The following is a 21,424-nucleotide window of genomic DNA, read 5'->3' as shown; positions in this document are numbered from 1 at the left end:
CTTCGCGGCCGCTTTCAGGCGACGGCGAGCCGTCCCTGCCCTGCCGGCAGCTTTCCCTCACCCGCTCCGGCTGTCAAGTTGCGGCCAGACACGCGAAACTAGAACAAAACGTAGACAGTTCTGGTCTTTCGCTGCCGAATCACTACATTCGGGAGCGATGTCGGGCTTTTCCGAGGACATGCCTTTTTTCGATGAACCGAATGCGCGGCCCGCTGCGGCCCCGTCCGGCATAGCCGCGCGCGCCATGGCCGCCCGCAGCGGCCACAACGGCGTGCCCGATTATCTCAAGGGCCTGAACCCGGAGCAGCGGCTCGCCGTCGAGACGACCGAAGGCCCGGTTCTGGTGCTGGCCGGCGCGGGCACCGGCAAGACGCGGGTGCTCACCACCCGCATCGCCCACATCCTTGCCACCGGCAGGGCCTTCCCCTCGCAGATCCTGGCCGTCACCTTCACCAACAAGGCCGCGCGCGAAATGAAGCAGCGCATCGGCATCCTGATCGGCGAAGGCAATGTCGAGGGCATGCCGTGGCTCGGCACCTTCCACTCGATCGGCGTGAAGCTGCTTCGCAGACATGCCGAGCTTGCCGGGCTGAAATCGGATTTCACCATCCTCGACACCGACGACGTGGTGCGGCTGATCAAGCAGTTGATCCAGGCCGAGGGGCTGGACGACAAGCGCTGGCCGGCCAAGACCTTCGCCCAGATGCTCGACAACTGGAAGAACAAGGGCCTTGGTCCAGACGAAATCGCGGAAGGCGATGCGCGCAGCTTCGGCAACGGCAAGGGCCGCCAACTCTACAAGGCCTACCAGGAACGGCTGCAGACGCTGAACTCCTGCGACTTCGGCGACCTGCTCTACCATCCGATCCGCATCTTCCGCGCCTACCCGGACGTGCTGAAGGACTACCACCGCAAGTTCAAATACATCCTCGTCGACGAATACCAGGATACCAACACCGCGCAGTACATGTGGCTGCGGCTCCTGGCGCAGCGGCCGGAAGGCAAGCCGATCTCCCCCCTTGAGGGGGAGATGTCCGGCAGGACAGAGGGGGGCGCCTCGCGCCGACAGGCCGGTGGGGCACCACCCCCCTCTGTCGGCTCCGCCGACATCTCCCCCTCAAGGGGGGAGATTGGGCGCTCTTCCTCCGAAGACCGAAGCAAGTCCCCCGTGAACATCTGCTGCGTCGGCGATGACGACCAGTCGATCTATGGCTGGCGCGGCGCCGAGGTCGACAACATCCTGCGCTTCGACAAGGATTTCCCGGGCGCCACCATCATCCGGCTGGAACGCAACTATCGCTCCACCGCGCATATATTGGGCGCGGCCTCGCACCTCATCGCCCACAATGAGGGCCGCTTCGGCAAGACGCTGTTCACCGACCGCGACGACCCCGAGGACGACAAGGTGCATGTCCACGCCGCCTGGGACTCGGAGGAAGAGGCGCGGGCCATCGGCGACACCATCGAGGCTTACCAGCGGCAGAAGCACAATCTCAACGACATGGCGATCCTGGTGCGCGCCTCCTTCCAGATGCGCGCCTTCGAAGACCGTTTCATCACACTGGGCTTGAACTATCGCGTCATCGGCGGCCCACGCTTCTATGAGCGCCTGGAAATCCGCGATGCGTTGGCTTTCTTCCGCGTCGTCGCCAACGGCGGCGACGACCTCGCCTTCGAGCGCATCGTCAACGTGCCGAAGCGCGGGTTGGGCGAAGCCACCATCCGCCAGATCCACGATACGGCCCGCGCCATGCGCATCCCGATGCTGGAGGCTGCCGCAACCCTCGCCGAAAGCGACGAGCTGAAGCCGAAGCCGCGCGCGGCGCTGCGCGAGGTCGCAGCCAATTTCGAGCGCTGGCAGAAGGCTCTGGAAACCACCCCGCACACCGAACTCGCCGAGACCATCCTGGAGGAGAGCGGCTACACCGACATGTGGAAGAACGACCGTTCGGCGGAGGCGCCCGGGCGGCTGGAAAACCTCAAGGAGCTGATCCGCTCCATGGAGGAGTATGAATCGCTGCGTTCCTTCCTCGAGCATGTCGCGCTGGTGATGGAGGCCGAGCAAGGCGAATCGCAAGATGCGGTCTCGATCATGACGCTGCATTCGGCCAAGGGTCTTGAATTCGAGACCGTCTTCCTGCCTGGTTGGGAGGAAGGCCTGTTCCCGCATCAGCGTGCGCTGGATGAAGGCGGACGCTCCGGCCTCGAGGAAGAGCGCCGGCTCGCCTATGTCGGCCTGACGCGCGCCAAGAAGAACCTGCATATCTGGTTCGTCTCCAACCGCCAGATTCACGGCCTTTGGCAATCGACGATTCCGTCGCGCTTCGTCGATGAATTGCCCGAAACCCATATCGATATTGCCGACAGCGGCAACAGCTACGGCGGCTACGGCAATCCCTATGGCGGTGGCTCGTTCGCTTCCGGGCGCGGTGGCGGCCGGCAAAACCCCTACGGCGCCTCGCGCTTCGACAATATCGGCGCCAAGGACCAGGGCAGCTTCTCCAACACTTATGCAACGCCCGGCTGGCAACGCGCGCAGGCGAACCGCACCGAGGCGACCGACCGCAACTGGGGCACCCGCTCCGGCCACCAGGTCGAGCGTATCGGCTATGGCGAAACCGATTCAGGCTACGGCGCCGGCCGCACCAGCGTGAAAGGCCGCACCATCGAGGGCGAGCTGGTCGCCAAATCCGTCGCCGACACGCCATCCGCCTTCAATGTCGGCGACCGCGTCTTCCACCAGAAATTCGGCAACGGCAACATCGCGGCCATCGACGGCAACAAGCTCACCATCGACTTCGACAAGGCCGGCCAGAAGCGGGTGCTGGACGGGTTTGTAGCGCCGGTGTGACCGGCCTCCTCACCTGTACCTTGCCTGGTTCCATTTATGGCCGAGCAGCGACAGGATGATGATCAGCCCGTTGAAGAACTGGACATAGAAGCCGCTCAGGCCCGCCGCCACGACGCCGGTCTGGATGAATGACACGGTGACCGCGCCGATCGCGCCGCCGACCACCGTGCCGATGCCGCCCCAGGTCGGCGTGCCGCCGACGAATACCGAGGCCAGCACCGGCAACAGATAGCCGTCGCCTGCCGTCGGCCACCAGGTGAAATTGATCATCACCGAGAAGGTGCCGGCGATCGCCGCGCCGATGCCGACGAAGACGAACACCTTCACCCGAACCCATTTGACGTCGATGCCCATTTGCCTGGCGCTGTCGGGATTGTCGCCGACCACTTTCACCTGCGCGCCGAAGCGATGCCGGTTGTAGAGCAGCGCCGAGAACACGACGAAGGCGATCGCCCAGAATATCTGCACCGGGATGCCCCAGACCTGGCTGGAGAAGATCTTGTAGGCCGAGCTGTCGGCAAGGCCGGTCAGCGCCGTCGACCTGCCTTCGTTGATGATCTGGATCAGGCCGCGCAGCAGGAAGTTCATGCCGAGCGTGGCGATCAGCGACGACAGGCCGCCATAGACGACCAGCGAGCCGACCAGGAAGCCGAGCAGCGTGCCGGTAACGAGCGCCGCCGCGATGCCGATAAACGGATCGTAGCCGGCCTGCACAACCAGCGCGAAGACCCAGGAGGCAAAGCCCATTGTCGCGGGAAATGAAAGGTCGATCTCGCCGCAGGTGACGACGAAAACCAGGGGCACGACCACGAACAGCGCCACGGGAAGCGTCGTCAGCACCGAGCTGTAGAGATACCAGGTGGTGAACACGGTCGGGTTGGCGATCATGAACACCGCCATCATGACGATGAACACCGCGAGCGTGCCGAGCGAGGCGCGGTTGTCGATGACGAAGCCGCGCAGCCAGTGATTGGACGGATGGCTCCATTCCTTGGCCGGTCCCTTGGCTGCCTTGCCGCTTGCCGTTCCCAGAGGCGTTTGCAGATCGGGTTCCATCGCCTTGCTCATTGCGCTCCCTGCTCCGCGTCCTCGTGCAGTCCCGGCAATCCGCCGGGGTGTGCCACGTCTTCCATGAAGTTGATGAGGTCTTCTGCCGACTTGACCTCGTTGCGGTCGGCCGCAAGCGCCACCTTGCCGCGGTCGAGCACGACGAAGCGGTCGGCAATGTCGAAGACATGGTGGATGTTGTGCCCGATGAACAGGATCGAGCGGCCGCTCGCCCGCACCTGGCGCACGAAATGGAAGACCTTGGCGGTCTCGGTCAGCGACAACGCCGTGGTCGGCTCGTCCAGGATGATCAGCTCCGCCTGCTTGTAGATGGCGCGGGCGATCGCCACGCCCTGGCGCTCGCCGCCGGAAAGCTGGCCGACGATCGAGTGCGGCGTGAACACTTTCGAGGTGAAGCCGATCTCGCGCATCAGCCGGCTCGCCTCCTCGATCTCCTTGTCGACCTTCAGCCAGCCCATGAAGCTGGTCAGTTCGCGGCCCATGAAGATGTTGCGCACGATCGTCTGCTGCACGGCCAGCGCGCGGTCCTGGAACACCGTCTCGATGCCGGCGTCGCGCGAGCGCGCCGCGCTCCACCCGGTGACCGGCTTGTCGCGCACCAGGATCTCGCCGCTGGTCGGCTTGACCACGCCGGACAGGATCTTGATCAGCGTCGACTTGCCGGCGCCGTTGTCGCCGATAAGGCCGACCACCTCGCCGCGGTCGACGCTGAGGTTGACCCCGCCCAGCGCATAGACCTGGCCGTAGGATTTCTTGATGTCGCGCAGTTCGATGATGCGTTCGCCCATGCGATCCTCGCTGGAATTGTCTGTCTGCCGGTCATCTCGCCGGCCGGGCAATAATCCCGGCCGGCGGCTTGGGAGGTCAACGCAATGCCTGCTTGGCGAGCTCGGAGACAATCTCGTAGTTCTGCGGCGTCACGAAACCGGCGCCGGTGTCGACATTCATCGGCGCCAGCCCCAGCACCACCTGCTGGCAGAGGCTGAGAATGGGCAGATAGCCCTGCAGGAACGGCTGCTGGTCGGCCGTCAGCTGCACCCAGCCGCCCTTGAAGCCCTCGACGATCTGCGGACTGGTGTCGAAGCCGAAGTTGAAGATGTCGCCGGGCTTGCGGCCTGCCGCCTGCATATAGGTCGCGACGTTGCCGAGCATCTGGCCGCCGGGATAGCCGACCGCTTTGACGTCGGGGTGGTTGAGCAGCGCCGCGGTGATCACCGGAATGGCGAGGTTGGGATCCGACGCCCATTCGCCGCTCGGCGGCGAGGACAGCTGGATCACCTCGACGCCCTGCTCCTTCAGCGCCGCCACGGTGCCGCGCTCGCGCGCGCCGCGGCTTTCATTCTCGAACGGACCGATCATGATCGCCTTGTCGCCGGACTTGAGCTTGCCGAGCTTGAACGCCTCGGCGCCGAGCGCGCGGCCCTGCTGCTCCTGCTGCGCGCCGACATAGCCGCCGCCGAACGCCGCCACCACCTTCGGCACCGGAACGTTCTGGTACATCATCTTGATGCCGTCCTTATGCGCCTGTTCGGCCAAAGGCATGATCGCGGCATCGCCCGGATGGCCCATCATGGCGATGCCCTGCGGCTTGACCGCGACCGCTTCGCGCAATTGCTGCACCATCTTCTCGACGTCCCACTGGGAGAAGATGTAGTCGACCTTCGGCCCGAGGTCGGCCGCCGCCTGCTTGGCGCCATTATAGACGATGGTGCCGAAGGCGTCGCCCTCGGCGCCGCCGACGAAGAAGCGGATGTGTACGTCCTTGCACCATTGCGCGTCGAGCGCGTGCGCCGGCAAGGTGGAGATCGAGGCGCAGAGCGCCGTGGCAGCCGCCACGACGGTCGAGCGCAGAACAGTCCTTCTGGTCGTCATGCACGTTCCTCCCTTTTAGCCCCTCCCGATAGAGGGTTTCGAGTTGATCTGCGTCCTCGGTCGGCCGGCTCCTCCCGCCGGCCAATCCTCACATCGAATCTGGCTTCAAGCCGGATTGGGCAGGTAGCCGTTCCCTCCCCGGCATTGCTTCAGATAGTCGAGCGCGCGCGCCTGTCCGGTGATCTCGAGGTCGCCGCGATAGACCGGGTCGTGCCAGCCCTCTATGTCGATGGCGCCCTTGTAGCCGGCCAGCCGCAACTCGCTGATCACCCGCGTCCAGTCGCTGTCGCCGAAACCCGGCGTGCGCATCTGCACGAAAGGCAGGCGGCCGAACACGCCATGCTCGCGGATGACGTCCCAGCGCACCGTCGCGTCCTTGCCGTGGACGTGGAAGATGCGCGGCGCCCATTTGCGGATCTGCGGCATCGGATCGATCAAATAGACAAGCTGATGGCACGGCTCCCATTCCAGCCCGAGATTATCGTCCGGCAGTTCGTTGAACATCAGCTCCCAGGCATCCGGGTTATGCGCGATGTTCCAATCGCCGCTCGCCCAGTTGCCGTCCATCGCGCAATTCTCGAAAGCGATGCGCACGCCCTTGTCGGCGGCACGCTTGGCTAGCGGGCCCCACACCTCGCGGAAGCGCGGCAGGCTGTCGGTCAGCTTCTTGCCGCGGATGCGGCCGGTGAAGCCGCTGACCGTCGAAGCGCCGAACAGATGCGCATTGTCGATCACCGTCTCCCAGGCTGCCAGCACACCGCGATCGACCTCTCCATTCTCGAGCGGGTTGCCGAACACCCCGATCGAGGACACGGTCACATCGGCGTCGCCGATCGCCTCGCGGATCTCGCCCGCCAGGCGCTTCAGGTCCTTGCCGCCCAGTGTCTGCCAGAAGAAAGGCTGGATGCTCTCGAACCCGAGCGGCAGGATCTGCCTGACATAGGCCGCCGGATCGTCGAGATTGGCCCGCACCATGGTGCCGATCCTGATATCGAGAAGCGGGTTTGCCATCACTGTGCTTCCTTGGCGATTGTCACGCGCCGCCCGCTCTCCGCGCTCTCGATGGCGCCGAAGACCATGGCCAGGCTTTTGATGTTGTCGGCGCCGCGCGTCTCCGGCTCGACGCCGGTCTCGATCGCGTGCATGAAATCCCGGATGATGCCGACATGGCCGTCGACACGGTCGGCGGGATCGAGCGGCGGCACTGCGATGGGCTGGGTCTTGTCGATGATCCCGTCGCGGCCCGACGCAATCACCTCCGCCTTCAGCCCGTCATGGCCGTCCCACAAAAGGCTGCCGCGCTCGGCGACGATGCGCCAGCTTCCCTCCCAGCTCGTGCGGAAACCATCGGCGCACCAGGAGCCGGCATAGGTGAAGATCTTGCCGCCGCCGAGGTCGAAGACGGCGCTGGCCGACGACCCCTGCCTGTACCAGGAATTCACGGGTTCCCATTCCTGGCAATAGACACTGGCCGGCTCACCGGCGACCATGTAACGCGCGGCATCGAACGTGTGGATCGCCATGTCGAGCAGGAGCACATGGGCCATCTCCTCGCGAAAACCGCCGAAATGCGGCGCGACGAAGAAGTCGGCGTGGATGCTGGTCGGCTTGCCGATGACGCCGGAGTCCAGGAAGCGCCTGATGCGCCTGACATTGGCGACATAGCGGCGGTTCTGGACGACGGCGTGGATGCGCCCCGCGCGGCGCGCTGCCTCGACGATGGCGCGCGCATTGTCGGGACTGTCGGCCAGCGGCTTCTCGGTGAGCAGATGGCAATTGTGCGCGAAGGCCGAAAGCGCGACCTCGCGGCGCGCGGCGGGAACCACGACGTCGAACACGGCATCGGGCTTGGTCTGGTCGAGGACGGCGTCGAGGTTGGTGCCGATGACGGCGTTGGTGAGCGCGTATTCGCGCGCCCTCGCCTGGGCCCGCTCGGCATCGAGGTCGACGACGCCGACAACGGCGAGCTCGTCGATCTGCTTCACGGCATCGAGCCAGTGCTTGCTCATCGCTCCGCACCCGGCCAGGACGACCTTCATCATCCAGCGCTCCTCCTCCGCCGGTCCCTCCAGACCGGATGTCACGGCGTCCACGGCGTCACCGTAAACGTTTTTCCGTAAACGTTTACGACAACACACCCGATGGCGTAGAATGTCAACCGGCTGCTTGCAAAAATCGTCCCGAAGCCTTGGCCCGAGCGGCAGCCGGTGCTAGCCAAGGCAGGGGGAGAATCCGTCCTTGGCGTCCAGCATCCACGATCTCGCGCGTCACCTGAACATCTCGATCGGCACCGTGTCGCGGGCGCTGAACGGCCGTGCCGACGTCAATGCCGACACACGCCAACGTGTGCTCGAAGCAGCCAGGAAGCTGAACTATTCGCCCAATCAGTCAGGCCGCAGCCTGCGCCAGGGCGCCACCCGTTCCATCGCCTTCATGCTGCAGCCGCATCCCGGCGACCAGCAATATGGCGAGCCGTTCTTCATCCCGTTCCTGACCGGCCTGCAGGCGCGGCTCGCCGAGCATGACCTGGATTTGATGGTCGTCATGGGTGAGCCGGGCCAATATCAGCAGGAGCGGTTGCGCCGCGTGGTCGAGACGCGCCGGGCCGACGCGGTCGTGTTGGCCAATACGCGAAGGGAAGACGATCGGATCGACTATCTCAGCAAGGCCGGCTTTCCCTTCGCCACGCTTGGCCGAAGTCAGTCCGGCGGCGACACGTATCCTTCACTCGATATCGATTTCGAGAGGGCGGGTGATGAAGCCGTCGACCGGCTGGTCGCGCGCGGCCACCGCCGCATTGCCGCCATCCGCCCTTCGCTTGATCTCAACTTCGGCTACCTGTTCCTCGACGGCTACCGCAAGGCGCTGAAGCGGCACGGTATCGAGGTCGACCCCAACCTGATCGCCGATGGCTTCATCAACGAGACCGGCGGCTACCAGGTGACGCCGCAAGTAATGCGCTCCAAAAACCCGCCGACGGCGATCATCTTCAACAATGACGCGATGGCGCTCGGCGGCTGCAAGGCGCTGGCCGAGATGGGTATCAAGCCGGGCCATGACATGGCCGTGATCGTCATCGTCGACACGCCGCTCTGCCGCTACTTCTCGCCGACGCTGACCGCCTTCCGTCCGTCGCTGGAGCCCATGGGCCGGCGGCTGGCCGAGATGCTGCTCGCTTCGCTTCCCGCCTTCGCCGGCCCCGAAGGCACGCGCATCATCCACGAGGTTTGGCCGCTGGAACTGATTGCAAGAGAGAGCGATTGAGCGGAGGCGCTTTCCCTTCTCCCCTTGTGGGACAAGGTGTCGCCGAAGGCGACGGATGAGGGGTGCTCCAGAAGACACCAGCGTTTCACTCCGCTGGAACACCCCTCATCCGTCTCGGCGCTACGCGCCGATCCACCTTCTCTCACAAGGGGAGAAGGAAACTGTCACGCAACCATCACGTTCACGTCCTAGACCGCTCGACGGGAACCGGCTCGCCGCATCGCCGATGCGCGTTCCTTCCAGGCCGCTCTGCTCGTCAAGAAGGGGATATCGATGAAACATCTCAACCGAACCGTCGCGCTCGGCGCGGCACTTGTCCTGTTTACCGCCATGACGCCGGCGCTCGCCGACGGCGTCGCTTACGTCAACAAGGGACTCATCGGCATCGGCCGCATCCCGGCCAACCAGAAGGACAAGTTCGGCGAGACCTTCGGTTCAGGTTCGGGCATGGCGATCGACACCAAATCCTGGACGCGTGAAGGGGCCACCTACAAGGGTTCGCTCTGGCTGCTGCCGGACCGCGGCTACAATGTCGTCGGCACCACTGACTATCGCCCGCGCCTCAACACCATCTCGATCGAGCTGGCCCCGACCGCTCCTGGCGCGGCACCCGCCGCCGGACAGGAACAGTCGGGCGTCAAGGCGACGCTCGCCGACACGATGCTTCTGACCGACGACAAGGGCGCCGACGCCACCGGCCTCGATCCGTCGAACGGCGTGCGCGCCGCCGCTGGCGACATGCCGATCCTGCCTGAGGCCAATGGCAAGCTGGCGCTGGACGACGAAGCGATCGTGCGGCTGCCGGACGGCACGATGTTCATCTCAGACGAATATGGTCCCAATATCTACCGCTTCTCGGCCGAAGGCCGTCTGATGTCGGCGACGCAACCGCCCGCGGCGCTGGTGCCGATGCGCCACGGCAAGCCGAACTTCGCGTCCGACAACCCGGGCCCGGGCGCTGCCGAGCCCGATCCGAAGGATCCCGAAACCGGTCGCCAGAACAACCAGGGCCTAGAAGGCATGTCGATGACGCCGGACGGCAGGTTCCTGATCGCCGTGCTGCAGTCGGCGCCCCGCCAGGACGGCGGCGATTCCGGCTCGACCCGCCAGAACACCCGCGCGCTGGTTTACGACGCTTCCGATCTCGCCCATCTCAAGCTGGCGCATGAATATGTCGTGCCGCTGCCGGTGTTCACGGACGCCAAGGGCAAGACCAAGGTGGCCGCTCAGAGCGAGATCGTCGCGCTCTCCGACAAGAGCTTCCTGATGCTGGCGCGCGACTCAGGCAACGGTCAGGGCGTCAAGGGCGATGAATCGCTCTACCGCAAGATCGAGATCGTCGACCTCTCCGCCGCCACCGATATCGCCAACGGCCCGTTCGACGCCGCCGACAAACCGGTCGCGCCGAAAGGCATGCTCGATGCGTCGGTGACGCCGGCGAAGCTGACGCCGTTTATCGACATCAACGACAAGGGCGAGCTCGGCCGTTTCGGCCTGCACAATGGCGCGCCGAACGACAAGAACAACCTCTCGGAGAAGTGGGAGGCGATGTCGCTGGCGCCGGTGCTCGATCCGAAGCTGCCCGACGACTATTTCCTGTTCGTCGCCAACGACAATGACTTCCTCACCCAGGACGGCTTCCAGGTCGGCGCTGCGTACAAAGCCGAGGACGGCGCCGATGTCGACACCACCTTCCTGGTCTATCAGGTCACACTCCCCGGCCTTTCTGGAAACACCACTCAGTAATGGGATAGGATCGGCTGCCGCGGCAGCCGACGCCTTTTCTGAAGGGATGCATGAACATCAGGCCTGCGATAGCATCGCGGGCCTGATTCAGTTTCGGCCTCACCACCATGGGTGACAACATGGATGACAAACAGACCACCCGGCGGCGGACCGGCGACCTGACCAGCGGCCCCATTCCGCGCACGCTGCTGTTGTTCGCACTGCCGGTGCTGGGCTCCAACGTGTTGCAGTCGCTCAACGGCTCGATCAACGCGGTCTGGGTCGGCCGCTTCCTCGGCGAGGCGGCGCTGACGGCGACCTCCAACGCCAATCTGGTGCTGTTCCTCATTCTCGGCACCGTCTTCGGCATCGGCATGGCGGCGACCATTCTGGTGGCGCAATCGGTCGGCGCCCGCGACCTGCCCGAGGCGAAGCGCATCGTCGGTACCAGCGCCACCTTCTTCTTTCTCGTCTCGGTCGTGTTCGCCGTCTGCGGCTGGATCTGGGTCGACGTCATCCTGACCGGACTCGGCACGCCGGCCGATGCCTTGCCTTTGGCGCGCGCCTATTTACGCATCATCTTCATCGCCGTGCCGATGATGAACCTTTTGTCCTTCGTCATGACCGTGCTGCGCGGCGCCGGCGATTCGCGCACGCCGTTCGTCTTCATGGCGCTGGCGGTCGTGCTCGACGTCGTGCTCAATCCACTGCTGATCCGCGGCATCGGCCCCTTCCCCGAACTCGGCATTGCCGGTTCGGCAATGTCGACGCTTGTTGGCCAGACGGTGAGCGTGATCGCCATCCTGATCGTGCTTTATGTGCGCAAACATCCGCTGCGGCTGGCGGGCAGCGATCTCGCGCTGCTGCGGCCCGACCCGACATTGCTGCGCATCGTCGTCTCCAAGGGCATTCCGATGGGCCTGCAGATGATCGTCATCTCGGCGGCGGCGTTGACCGTGATGGGCATCGTCAATTCCTACGGCTCCCAGGTCGCAGCCGCCTACGGCATCGCAGCGCAGCTCTGGACCTATATCCAGATGCCGGCTCTGGCGATCGGCGCCGCGGTCTCCTCGATGGCGGCGCAGAATGTCGGCGCCGGGCGCTGGGACCGCATCGGGAGGGTCGCGGCATCGGGCGTCGGCTTCAACCTGGTGCTGACCGGCGCGCTGGTGGCGCTGCTTTTCGTCTTCGACCGCGCGGTGCTCAGCCTCTTCCTCAGCACCGACAGCGCCGCGATCGACATCGCCGCCCACATCAACAAGGTGGCGTCCTGGTCGTTCATCCTGTTCGGCGTCACGATCGTGCTGTTCGCCACGGTGCGCGCCACCGGCGCTGTCATGCCGCCGCTGATCATCCTGATCATCTCGGTGTTGATCATTCGCACCGGCTTTGCCTATTCCATGCGCAGCGTCATCGGCCAGGAGGCGCTGTGGTGGAGCTTTCCGGCGGGTTCGATCGCCTCGCTGGCGCTCGCCGCCGCCTATTACCGCTTCGGCCGCTGGCGCACGATGCACATGATCGAGGACCGGCCGGCGGCCGGCGAGCCGCCCGACACCGGCCTCGGCGTGCCGCGCCAGCGCGCGCAGCTCCTGTCGGAGACGCCGAACGGCTAAAATCCGCGACGACAGGAAAACGTGAAAATCCGCTACCGCGCGTATTTGGCGCCGAAGCCAAGCGCCACCAGCGAGAAGACGACGATCATGCCGGCAAAGGCCAGGCTTGCGATGGTTGCGTTCGCCAGGCTCGACAGGATGCCGATACCGATCACCGGCAGCGCGTTGCCGCAGAAGCAACAGATGAAGAAGGCCGAGACCACCTCGGCGCGGCGGTCGGCGGGCGCGATCTGATTCACCACTTGCAGGCCACCGCGATAGCCGAGCGCCGCCGCCACGCCGCAGACCGCCGTCGCAACGATCATCAGGACCATCGAGGCATAGACCTGCGCCGCCACGATCAGCGCCACGGTCGGGATCATCAGCACCAGCGCGGCAAGCATGGTGGAACGGCTGGAGAGCCATGTGGTCCCGACGATGGTGATGGCCGCCACAATCGACAGCTCGAAGAAAAGCCCGCCGGCTTCGGCATGATTGGTCACATGCAGCTGCTGCGCCAGGATGCTCGGCGCCAGCGCCGCGTAGAAGCCGACCAGCGCCATGGCGCCGAAACCGGTCACCGCCGGCGCCACGAACTGCGCGCGGATATCGTGGGGAACCGAAAGCCGCGGCCGCAGCGAGACCTCGGAAAACCGTCCGGGCCTGGAGACGGTTTCCCGCGTGCGCCAGATCAGCAGGGTCACCAGCGCAAGCAGGACAAGATAGACGGCGAATGTCAGCCTGAGCGGCCAGGGCGCATATTGGGCGAGCAGCCCCGACATGAGCGCGCCGGCCCCGAGACCGACAAAGTTGGTGCTGGTGGCAATGACGGCGGCGCGCGACTTGTCCTTGCCTTCGATCAGCTCGGCCAGCCAGGCGGTGCCCGCCCCCGCGCCGACACCGATGCCGAGCCCGCTGAGAATGCGGGCGATGTCGAGCCAGGCGAGGTTTTCGGCGAAGAGGAAAAATAACGCACTGACCACGGCAACGCCCATCGCCGCTAGCGCGGCGGGGCGGCGGCCGACGACATCCGACAGGCGGCCGAAAAACAGCAACGCCGCCAGATTGCCGACCACATAGACAGCATAGACCAGCGTCAGCGTGACCTGCGAGAAGCCGAAGGCCTGCTTGTAGATCACGTAAAGCGGCGTCAGCGCGGTGCTGCCGGCAAAAAGCGCGGCGATCATGGCGGCGACGACGGCCATCGCGGCGCCGCCGCCAAGCTCATTGTCGCGCGTCATGGTTTGAGCGTAGCTGGTCATGGCAGCCTCCGGGGGTTGCAAGCCCAACGCCTATATAATGGCGCTGTTCCGGCCACCGAACGTCCTCCTGACAATCCTGACAGGATGGTCTTGTGCGAAATCCTCGCGTAGCTTTTGTCGGCCGACGAGGAGGAACCATGGGCAAGGGACGGGTCGAGGCATTCACCGATGGCGTCGTCGCCATCATCATCACCATCATGGTGCTGGAGCTGAAAGTGCCGCATGGCGAAGATTTCTCAGCGCTTCTGCCGCTGTGGCCGGTCTTCTTCTGCTATGTGCTGTCCTTCATCAATGTCGGCATCTACTGGAACAACCTGCACAACATGTTCCACACCGTGCAGCGCGTCGATGGACGCGTGCTGTGGGCCAACCTGAACCTTTTGTTCTGGCTGTCGCTGATGCCGGCAACCACCGCGTTCATGGGAGAGAACCACTTCGCGCCCGTACCGGTCGCCGTCTATGGCATCGACCTCGCGCTTTGCGCCGTCGCCTACACCATCCTGGTCCTCAAGCTGCGCCATCTGCACGGCGCCGACACGACCTTCGCCAAGGCCGTCGGCCGTGACAACAAAGGCAAGATCTCGCTGGCGCTCTACATCGCCGCCGTCCTGCTCAGCTTCCTCAACCAGTGGATCAGCGTGGCGATCTATGTGGTTGTGGCTGCCATCTGGTTCGTGCCGGACAAGCGCTTCGAACGGTTGGTCGAGAAATAACGCTTACTTCCGCATGGTTTTCAGCTTTTCCGCCGCGGAGGCAGCAAGGTCGGCATAGCGCTCCTCCAGCCGCTCGGCCGCCTTGATGACCGGAAAGTCATGGCCGAACTTCTCCAGCGCCAGCCTTAGCTTCTCGGCGAAGTCCGCCTGCTTCTCCAGCGCCGCAAACAGCGTCTTCACCTGCGTCTCGCTGATGTCGGGATTGGCGAGCATCTTCGGCACCTCGCGGCTCATCTGGTCGCCGTTGACGGTTTGCTCCTTCAGGATTCCGATCCAGTCGGTCAAATGCCGAACTCCTTTTTGGGACAACATGCGCGGCCAGCGCTGCGATGGTCAACCCGTTGCGGCTTTCGCCGTCAACCCGTTGGCGGCGGCTGTTGCCGTCAACCCGTTGCGGCTGTTGCCGTAATCGCCGGACCAACCGGCCTTGCCTCGGCGGCGCCCGGCGTTAAGTTCGGCCCGACCCGAACAAGGATGGAACTCATGACCAGCGACGCCCAGATCCAGACCGCTCTGCCCGCCTTCGCCTCCGGCAATGTAGCCGTCATCACCGGCGGCGCCAGCGGCATCGGCCTTGCCGCCGCAAAACGGTTCGTGGCAATGGGCATGAAGGTGGTGCTTGCCGACATCGGCGGCATGCGCCTCGACCAGGCGAAGCAGGCGGTCGCCGCGATCGCCGGCGAGGATGCCGTCCTCCCAATCCCGGCAGATGTCTCCAGGGCGGAAGAGGTCGACCGGCTCGCGGACCTCGCTTACGGCGCCTTCGGTGCGGTGTCGGTGCTGATGAACAATGCCGGCGTCGGCAACAATCCGGGCAAACCGTGGGAGAACCGCGACGCCTGGAAGCGGCTGCTGGACATCAATTTCTGGGGCGTCGTGCATGGCGTCGAAGCCTTCGCGCCGCGCATGCTCGCCGCCGGAAACCCGGGCCTGATCATCAACACCGGGTCCAAGCAGGGCATCACCACGCCGCCCGGCAACCTCGCCTACAACGTCTCCAAGGCCGGCGTGAAGACTTTTACCGAAGGGCTGGCGCATGCGCTGCGCAACGAGCCGGGAGCCAAGGTGTCGGCCCATCTGCTGATCCCGGGCTTCACCTATACCGGCCTGACCGAAGGCGCGACGGAAAAGCCCGCCGGCGCCTGGACCGGCGAGCAGGTGATCGACTTCATGCTGGCATCGCTGATGGACGACGATTTCTACATCCTGTGCCCCGACAACGAGGTGGCACGGTCGACGGATGAAAAACGCATGGCCTGGGCGATCGGCGACATCATCGAGAACCGCCCTGCCTTGTCGCGCTGGCATCCCGACCACAAGGACGCCTTCGCGGCCTTCATGTACCGCTGACAGTCCGGTCACGCGGCGGCTTTCTTCTTGGAGCCGCTCTTGCCCGCGACGGCTTTCTTTGCAGCCGTCTGGGCGATCTTGCGATTGCCCTTGGTGCCGTTCTTTTCGGCCACGGCCTTGTTGGCCGCCGCTTCGGCGATTTTGCGGTCGTGCCGCTTTGCCGCCGCCTCGCATTTGGCGCGTATTTCCTCGACCTCGGTCTCCGTCAGGTGCTCGATGCCGATGAAACGGTTGTGGGCGCGGCTGACGCGGATCAGCTCGTCGAGCTTAGCCTGGATCGCGGCGCCGTCGCGGTTCTGCGTGTTCTGGATCAGGAACACCATCAGGAAGGTGACAATGGTGGTGCCGGTGTTGATGACCAGCTGCCAAGTATCCGAAAACCCGAAGATCGGCCCACTCAACGCCCATATAACCACGATCAGCACACAGACTGCAAAGGTGGGCGGCAGGCCCGCCAGATGGGCCACCTGGTTGGCTATCCTCGTAAAAACCTTCTCGATCATGCAACTCTCTCAAGATCGTGGATGATCAGGCATTTGCGAAGAAACAAGCTGCCGTCTGCTCCGGTTCCCAGGAACTGAACTTTCGTTTTCGCTCAACCACAATTGCATACACGCAGAAAGCGCAGGCGCGCGAAGAAACACCTTATCCGATTGTGCGTCATAGTGCGGTTGCAGGCCGAAAGCCTGTTCCTTCCGCTTCACGGCGGTTTACCTCCAGCCCCTTCCGCTGCGCCACCCCCGCATGGCGGAAGGGGCATTTGATTCCCGGAAGGGGACCGGTCAGACAGCGCCGGTCATGTGCTCGACGGCGTTCTGCCCGCGTCAGTGAGCGTTTCTTCCCAACGATCGAGAAAGGCTTCGATCGGCATGGCCTGCATGTCGGGGATTGCGCTCGCCAGTTTCTCGGGCGCCCAGTCCCACCAGGCGAGGGCTTCGATGCGCGCCGCGACAGTGGCCGAGAACCGCCGGCGCAGCGGCTTTGCCGGAACGCCTGCGACGATCGTGTAGGGCGCGACGTCGTGTGTCACCACCGCATTGGCGCCGATGATCGCGCCGTTGCCGATCGCGACACCCGGCATGATCACCGCGCCGTGGCCGATCCAGACATCATGGCCGATGCTGACCGATTTCGCTTGCCGTCGCGCGCGAAAAGCCGTGTCGACGCCCAGCCAGCGAAAATACTCGTTCGGCCGGTAGCTGACCTTGTGCTGCGTCAGCCGCTCGATCGGATGCTCGAGCGCGTTGATGCGGCTGTTCGCTGCGATCGAGCAGAACTTGCCGATCGTCGTGTAGATCGCCTCGCAATGGCGTTCGAAATAGGAAAAGTCGCCGACGCTCACCTCGCGCAGGATCACCCGCTCGCCGATCGAGGCATAGCGGCCGAGCTTGCATCCCTTCAGCTCCGCGGTCGGGTGGATGCGCGGCTCGGGGTCCTTGAGGACGAGGTTTTCAGGGCGGTCCATGAAGCGGCTTTACGCCGGCGGGGACGGCCCCGCAAGCGCGACCTGTCCCGGCAAGGCCTGTCGGAAGCTATTGCGGCTTGCCCTTGGACCACACCACGTTCTGGCCGTAAAGCGGCACGGTCGTGACCGACATCTTCGCCGAGCCGTTCTGCACCTGGCGCGAATGCGACAGATAGATCAGCGTCTCGTTCTTCTTGTCGTAGATGCGGTTGACCACCTGCTTTTTCCAGATCAGGCTGAGGCCCTGCTTGAACACCTCCTCGCCGCTCTCGCCCATGTCGATGTCGCCGATGGTGATCGGCCCGGTCTGGCGGCAGGAGATCGACGAATCGGAAGGATCCTCGAACCAGTTGCCCTTATGCAGCCGGTCGATGATGCTGCGGTCGAAATAGGCGACATGGCAGGTGACGCCGTCGACCTTCGGGTCCTTGATCGCGTCGACCATGATGTCGTTGCCGACCCAGTCGACACCCACTTTACCCACTTCGTCAGCCATGGCCGCGCCGGCGCTCAGGGCAAGACAGGCGGCGAACAAGCCGATCAGTTTTCGCAAGGAAGCCTCCTCGGTTCACGTTTGCCGATGTCAGGTGGGACAGGATCGTGGCGTTTGCAAGCCGATCGGCCTGCCCGGCGGCTTGCGGCAACGCGACATCTTTGCGCGCCCGGCGCCGACCCGCTAAGACTGTCGCCTAACTGGCTTCCAGCCAAAGCAACGGACATTCACTGATGATGCGCTCAATCCTGGTCGGCATTCTTGTCCTGATGGCGGCGGGCGTCGGCTGGCTGACATTCGACTGGTACCGGGGCCACTATGGCGGCGAGCCCTTCGGCGCGCCCTTCACGCTGGTCGACCAGAAAGGCGCGCCGATCACCGAAGCCGCCTTCAGGGGACACCCCAGCGTCGTCTTCTTCGGCTTCACCCATTGCCCTGAAGTCTGCCCGACGACACTGTTTGAGCTCGCCGGCTGGCTGAAGACGATGGGCGACAGCGGCAAGGACCTCAATGCCTATTTCGTCACCGTCGATCCCGAACGCGACACGCCGGAGACGATGAACACCTATGTCAGCAACTTCTCCGACCGGATCACCGGCATCACCGGCGATCCGGACAAGGTGCACGCTATGGCCAAGGCCTTCGGTATCTATTGGAAGAAGGTCGACACCGGCGACGGCGACTACACGATGGACCACACGGCCTCGGTGCTGCTGCTCAACGCCAAGGGCGATTTCGCCGGCACCATCGCCTATGGCGAGAGCGCCGACACCGCGATAGCCAAGCTGAAGCGGCTGGCTGCGGGTGGGCAGACCTGATGGGCCAGACTAGGCTCCACTTCACCGCCAACAAGCTCGAGGCCGACCGCATCTTTGCCGCACTGGACGCTGCCTTCGAGGAGGACGGCCTGCCGATCGCCGTGCTGGAGCTCGACGAGGAAAAAGATATCCACGAAGTGTCGCTCTATGCCGATGGCGACGTCGATCCCGTCGAGGTCCGGGTCAAGGATATCCTCGCCGGTCTCGGCCTGCCGAAGGCGATCGAGCGCGATGTCCTTCCCGACGTGGACTGGGTGTCGCGCTCGCTGGAAGGCTTGAAGCCGGTCCGCGCCGGACGCTTCTTCGTCCACGGCTCGCACGACCGGGCCAAGCGTCGCAGTGGCGACCTCGCCATCGAGATCGAGGCGGGCCTTGCCTTCGGTACCGGCCATCACGGCACCACCGCCGGCTGCCTCGAAGTGCTGGAGCAGGTGGTGCTGCGCGAACGGCCGCGCAATGCGCTCGACCTCGGCACCGGCAGCGCCGTGCTCGCCATCGCGCTGGCCAAGCTCGCGCATATCCCGGTGCTGGCGACCGACATCGATCCGGTCGCCGTCCGCGTTGCCGCCGCCAATGCCCGCCTCAACCGCGTCAAGGCGCTGGTCGAGACGGTGACGGCGCCCGGCTTCCATCATCCGATCTTCGCCAGGCGCGCGCCTTTCGACCTCATCGTCGCCAACATCCTGGCGCGGCCGCTGATGCGGCTCGCGCCCGAAATGGCCAAGCACATCAGCCTCGGCGGCTCGCTGGTGCTCTCCGGCATACTCGACCGGCAGCGCGACGCGGTGATCTCGGCCTATGTCGGCCAAGCCTTCCGCCACGTGCGCACCTTGCATCGCGAGGGCTGGGTGACCATCCATCTCAAGCGCTGAGGCCGGGTTGCATCCAGCCGATCTGGCCCTGCCGAAATCGATTCCGATTTCCGGGGTCATGCGCTACGCTCGCAACAAGTATCGAAGAGAGGCCAATAATGTTCCAGACCTTTGATTCCGCTGGTGATCCTGCCGTCGGTAAGCCGCGTGTGGCGCTGCTGCGGCAATGGCTGGCTGAGAATGGTTTGGATGGCTTCCTTGTTCCCCGCGCGGACGAGCACCAGGGCGAATATGTCGCCGACCGCTCGGCGCGGCTGAAGTGGCTGACCGGTTTTTCGGGTTCGGCCGGCGTCGCCATCGTGCTGCGCGACCGCGCCTTCATCTTCGTCGACGGCCGCTACACGCTGCAGGTGCGGGGCGAGGTCGATCTTTCGATCTTCACCGTCGAAAGCCTCATCGACAATCCGCCGGCCAGCTGGATCAAGGACAATCTCGGCAAGGGCGCAAGGCTCGGCTTGGACCCCTGGCTGCACACGATCGGCGAGATCAAGGCGCTGAAGGCATCGGCCGAGCAATCCGGCGCGACTCTGGTGCCGCTCGACAGGAATCCCATCGACATCATCTGGACGGATCAGCCGGAACCGCCGCGTGCGCCTGTCGAGATCCATCCGCAAAATCTCGCCGGCGAGCTAGCCAAGGACAAGCTCAAACGGCTGGCGGGCGCGATCGAAAAGGAAGGCGCCACCCATGCGGTGCTGACCGATCCTTCCTCGATTGCCTGGGCCTTCAACATCCGGGGCGGCGACGTGCCGCATACGCCGCTGGCGCTCGGCTTCGCCATCCTCGCCGCCGACGGCAAGCATCAGCTGTTCATGGACCAGCGCAAATTCCCGCGCCAAGTCGCGGCCTATCTCACCCAACTTGCCGATCCGCATGATCCGGGCGAGTTCGAAGCCGCGATCATCGCGCTCGCCAAGGGTGGCGCGAAAGTCGCGCTCGATCCGGTGCTGGCGGCGGAGAAGCTCCGCATGCTGGTCGAGGACAATGGCGGCACGGTCGTGCTGGCTGCCGACCCGGCGCGTATTCCCCGCGCGACCAAGAACCAGGCTGAGATCGCCGGCAGCCGCGCCGCGCATCGCCGCGACGGCGCCGCGGTCGCCAGGCTGCTGTGCTGGCTCGACCGCCAGAAGCCCGGCACGCTCGACGAAATCGCGGTCGTCGCCAAGCTTGAGGAGGTACGCCGCCAGACCGGCGAGGAGACGCAGATGCCGCTGCGCGACGTCTCCTTCGACACGATTTCCGGTGCCGGCCCGAACGGCGCGATCATGCACTACCGCGTCTCGCGCGCCACCAGCCGCAGGCTTGAGAGCGGCGAGCTGTTCCTGCTCGATTCCGGCGGTCAGTATCAGGACGGAACCACCGACATCACCCGCACCGTGCCGATCGGCCAGCCGAGCGAGGAGATGCGCGAGCGCTTCACCCTCGTGCTGAAGGGCATGATCGGCATCTCGACGCTGCGTTTCCCCGCCGGCACGCGCGGTTCGGAGATCGATGCCGTTGCCCGCGTGGCGCTGTGGAAGCATGGCTGCGACTTCGCCCACGGAACCGGCCACGGCGTCGGCTCCTATCTCGCCGTGCATGAAGGGCCGCAGCGCATCGCCCGCACCGGCACAGAAAAGCTGCTGGCCGGCATGATGCTGTCGAACGAACCGGGCTACTACAAGGAAGGCGCCTACGGCATCCGCATCGAGAACCTGATCCTGGTCACGCCGGCGGAACAGATCGAAGGCGGCGACATCGCCATGCACGGCTTCGAGACGCTGACGCTGGCGCCGATCGACAAGCGGCTCATCCGCACCGACCTGCTGCACCGGGACGAGTTGCAGTGGCTCGACCGCTATCACGCCCGGGTGCTGGCCGAAATCGGCCCGATGGTCGACGGCGAGACGCTGGCCTGGCTGGAGATAGCCACCGCGCCGCTGCCCCACGACGCCAAGATCTGAGACTGGCTTCTTTCTCCCCGTTCACGCTACGCTATGCACACATCTTGTGCGACTGGCGCGACTGATCAGGCCGAGGCTTGATTGCCACGTGGTTCCCCCAATCCGTCGCTGCTTCGCAGCGCCACCTTTCCCCCCT

19 protein-coding genes are annotated in these 21,424 nt (G+C 64.8%); 9 read left to right on the top strand and 10 right to left on the bottom strand.

From position 1 onward, the window contains the following. The first annotated feature begins 157 nt into the window (after positions 1–157). A complete protein-coding gene (locus FJ425_RS29775) occupies positions 158–2,851 on the top strand; it encodes a UvrD-helicase domain-containing protein (RefSeq protein WP_140727745.1) in 2,694 nt (897 codons plus the stop codon). 9 nt (positions 2,852–2,860) lie between these two features. Here FJ425_RS29775 and FJ425_RS29770 read toward each other — a convergent pair whose 3' ends face one another. From FJ425_RS29770 to FJ425_RS29750, 5 genes are all read right to left on the bottom strand, one after another. After that, positions 2,861–3,919 carry an ABC transporter permease gene (locus FJ425_RS29770; RefSeq protein WP_140727743.1) on the bottom strand — a complete coding sequence of 353 codons (1,059 nt, stop codon included), beginning with the start codon at positions 3,917–3,919 and terminating at the stop codon, positions 2,861–2,863. Beyond that, on the bottom strand, positions 3,916–4,707 hold the full coding sequence (locus FJ425_RS29765) for an ATP-binding cassette domain-containing protein (protein WP_140543322.1): 792 nt from the start codon (positions 4,705–4,707) through the stop codon (positions 3,916–3,918). Before FJ425_RS29765 ends, FJ425_RS29770 begins: the two co-directional genes overlap by 4 nt. A 76-nt stretch (positions 4,708–4,783) precedes the next feature. Then, on the bottom strand, positions 4,784–5,791 hold the full coding sequence (locus FJ425_RS29760; RefSeq protein WP_140727742.1) for a substrate-binding domain-containing protein: 1,008 nt from the start codon (positions 5,789–5,791) through the stop codon (positions 4,784–4,786). A gap of 105 nt (positions 5,792–5,896) precedes the next feature. Next, positions 5,897–6,802: a sugar phosphate isomerase/epimerase gene (locus tag FJ425_RS29755; RefSeq protein ID WP_181176108.1), complete on the bottom strand. Its 906-nt coding sequence runs from the start codon at positions 6,800–6,802 to the stop codon at positions 5,897–5,899. Beyond that, a complete protein-coding gene (locus FJ425_RS29750; RefSeq protein WP_140543319.1) occupies positions 6,802–7,833 on the bottom strand; it encodes a Gfo/Idh/MocA family oxidoreductase in 1,032 nt (343 codons plus the stop codon). Before FJ425_RS29750 ends, FJ425_RS29755 begins: the two co-directional genes overlap by 1 nt. A gap of 196 nt (positions 7,834–8,029) precedes the next feature. Here FJ425_RS29750 and FJ425_RS29745 point away from each other — a divergent pair, with 196 nt between their 5' ends. From FJ425_RS29745 to FJ425_RS29730, 3 genes are all read left to right on the top strand, one after another. Further along, positions 8,030–9,055, top strand: coding sequence for a LacI family DNA-binding transcriptional regulator (locus tag FJ425_RS29745; protein WP_140626835.1), 1,026 nt, complete (start codon positions 8,030–8,032; stop codon positions 9,053–9,055). Between the two features lie 273 nt (positions 9,056–9,328). Further along, complete coding sequence (locus FJ425_RS29735) at positions 9,329–10,801, top strand: esterase-like activity of phytase family protein (RefSeq protein ID WP_140626830.1); 1,473 nt, start codon at positions 9,329–9,331, stop codon at positions 10,799–10,801. 119 nt (positions 10,802–10,920) lie between these two features. Further along, positions 10,921–12,393, top strand: coding sequence for an MATE family efflux transporter (locus FJ425_RS29730; RefSeq protein WP_140626829.1), 1,473 nt, complete (start codon positions 10,921–10,923; stop codon positions 12,391–12,393). A 32-nt stretch (positions 12,394–12,425) separates the two neighbouring features. On the opposite strand, the gene FJ425_RS29725 is transcribed toward FJ425_RS29730, so the two are convergent. After that, positions 12,426–13,634, bottom strand: coding sequence for an MFS transporter (locus FJ425_RS29725; RefSeq protein ID WP_140727738.1), 1,209 nt, complete (start codon positions 13,632–13,634; stop codon positions 12,426–12,428). Between the two features lie 137 nt (positions 13,635–13,771). On the opposite strand from FJ425_RS29725, the gene FJ425_RS29720 reads away from it, so the two are divergent. Further along, positions 13,772–14,347, top strand: coding sequence for a TMEM175 family protein (locus tag FJ425_RS29720; protein WP_140727736.1), 576 nt, complete (start codon positions 13,772–13,774; stop codon positions 14,345–14,347). A gap of 3 nt (positions 14,348–14,350) precedes the next feature. Here FJ425_RS29720 and FJ425_RS29715 read toward each other — a convergent pair whose 3' ends face one another. Then, positions 14,351–14,632, bottom strand: a complete 282-nt coding sequence (locus FJ425_RS29715; protein ID WP_140727735.1) for a hypothetical protein — start codon at positions 14,630–14,632, stop codon at positions 14,351–14,353. A gap of 198 nt (positions 14,633–14,830) precedes the next feature. Here FJ425_RS29715 and FJ425_RS29710 point away from each other — a divergent pair, with 198 nt between their 5' ends. Next, the gene (locus FJ425_RS29710; RefSeq protein ID WP_140727733.1) at positions 14,831–15,697 is read left to right on the top strand and encodes an SDR family NAD(P)-dependent oxidoreductase; all 867 of its coding nucleotides are present in this window, start codon (positions 14,831–14,833) and stop codon (positions 15,695–15,697) included. Between the two features lie 8 nt (positions 15,698–15,705). Here FJ425_RS29710 and FJ425_RS29705 read toward each other — a convergent pair whose 3' ends face one another. The 3 genes from FJ425_RS29705 to FJ425_RS29695 form a co-directional block, all read right to left on the bottom strand. Beyond that, positions 15,706–16,200 (bottom strand): low affinity iron permease family protein, encoded by a 495-nt coding sequence (locus tag FJ425_RS29705; protein WP_181176106.1) that lies wholly within the window; start codon positions 16,198–16,200, stop codon positions 15,706–15,708. Positions 16,201–16,493: 293 nt separating this feature from the next. Continuing rightward, on the bottom strand, positions 16,494–17,162 hold the full coding sequence (locus FJ425_RS29700; protein ID WP_140727731.1) for a DapH/DapD/GlmU-related protein: 669 nt from the start codon (positions 17,160–17,162) through the stop codon (positions 16,494–16,496). 67 nt (positions 17,163–17,229) lie between these two features. Then, entirely contained in the window at positions 17,230–17,658 is a 429-nt protein-coding gene (locus tag FJ425_RS29695) for a CreA family protein (protein ID WP_246678066.1), read from the bottom strand. Positions 17,659–17,888: 230 nt separating this feature from the next. Here FJ425_RS29695 and FJ425_RS29690 point away from each other — a divergent pair, with 230 nt between their 5' ends. The 3 genes from FJ425_RS29690 (at position 17,889) to FJ425_RS29680 (ending at position 21,288) form a co-directional block, all read left to right on the top strand. Further along, the gene (locus FJ425_RS29690; RefSeq protein WP_140626818.1) at positions 17,889–18,473 is read left to right on the top strand and encodes an SCO family protein; all 585 of its coding nucleotides are present in this window, start codon (positions 17,889–17,891) and stop codon (positions 18,471–18,473) included. Continuing rightward, positions 18,473–19,345, top strand: coding sequence for a 50S ribosomal protein L11 methyltransferase (locus FJ425_RS29685; RefSeq protein ID WP_140727729.1), 873 nt, complete (start codon positions 18,473–18,475; stop codon positions 19,343–19,345). The genes FJ425_RS29690 and FJ425_RS29685 overlap by 1 nt, the downstream gene beginning before the upstream one ends. A 98-nt stretch (positions 19,346–19,443) precedes the next feature. Continuing rightward, a complete protein-coding gene (locus tag FJ425_RS29680; RefSeq protein ID WP_140727727.1) occupies positions 19,444–21,288 on the top strand; it encodes an aminopeptidase P family protein in 1,845 nt (614 codons plus the stop codon). Positions 21,289–21,424: the final 136 nt, after the last annotated feature.

The organism is Mesorhizobium sp. B2-7-2 (assembly GCF_006440775.1).
Lineage (GTDB): Bacteria > Pseudomonadota > Alphaproteobacteria > Rhizobiales > Rhizobiaceae > Mesorhizobium.
Note: the sequence above shows the minus strand (reverse complement) of the source record. Positions and strands in the feature narration are given on the sequence as shown.

Coding starts and splice junctions, on each gene's coding strand:
- FJ425_RS29775 (WP_140727745.1), top strand. CDS start 158: ATGTCGGGCTTTTCCGAGGACATGCCTTTTTTCGATGAACCGAATGCG.
- FJ425_RS29770 (WP_140727743.1), bottom strand. CDS start 3,919: ATGAGCAAGGCGATGGAACCCGATCTGCAAACGCCTCTGGGAACGGCA.
- FJ425_RS29765 (WP_140543322.1), bottom strand. CDS start 4,707: ATGGGCGAACGCATCATCGAACTGCGCGACATCAAGAAATCCTACGGC.
- FJ425_RS29760 (WP_140727742.1), bottom strand. CDS start 5,791: ATGACGACCAGAAGGACTGTTCTGCGCTCGACCGTCGTGGCGGCTGCC.
- FJ425_RS29755 (WP_181176108.1), bottom strand. CDS start 6,802: ATGGCAAACCCGCTTCTCGATATCAGGATCGGCACCATGGTGCGGGCC.
- FJ425_RS29750 (WP_140543319.1), bottom strand. CDS start 7,833: ATGATGAAGGTCGTCCTGGCCGGGTGCGGAGCGATGAGCAAGCACTGG.
- FJ425_RS29735 (WP_140626830.1), top strand. CDS start 9,329: ATGAAACATCTCAACCGAACCGTCGCGCTCGGCGCGGCACTTGTCCTG.
- FJ425_RS29730 (WP_140626829.1), top strand. CDS start 10,921: ATGGATGACAAACAGACCACCCGGCGGCGGACCGGCGACCTGACCAGC.
- FJ425_RS29725 (WP_140727738.1), bottom strand. CDS start 13,634: ATGACCAGCTACGCTCAAACCATGACGCGCGACAATGAGCTTGGCGGC.
- FJ425_RS29720 (WP_140727736.1), top strand. CDS start 13,772: ATGGGCAAGGGACGGGTCGAGGCATTCACCGATGGCGTCGTCGCCATC.
- FJ425_RS29710 (WP_140727733.1), top strand. CDS start 14,831: ATGACCAGCGACGCCCAGATCCAGACCGCTCTGCCCGCCTTCGCCTCC.
- FJ425_RS29705 (WP_181176106.1), bottom strand. CDS start 16,200: ATGATCGAGAAGGTTTTTACGAGGATAGCCAACCAGGTGGCCCATCTG.
- FJ425_RS29700 (WP_140727731.1), bottom strand. CDS start 17,162: ATGGACCGCCCTGAAAACCTCGTCCTCAAGGACCCCGAGCCGCGCATC.
- FJ425_RS29695 (WP_246678066.1), bottom strand. CDS start 17,658: ATGGCTGACGAAGTGGGTAAAGTGGGTGTCGACTGGGTCGGCAACGAC.
- FJ425_RS29690 (WP_140626818.1), top strand. CDS start 17,889: ATGATGCGCTCAATCCTGGTCGGCATTCTTGTCCTGATGGCGGCGGGC.
- FJ425_RS29685 (WP_140727729.1), top strand. CDS start 18,473: ATGGGCCAGACTAGGCTCCACTTCACCGCCAACAAGCTCGAGGCCGAC.
- FJ425_RS29680 (WP_140727727.1), top strand. CDS start 19,444: ATGTTCCAGACCTTTGATTCCGCTGGTGATCCTGCCGTCGGTAAGCCG.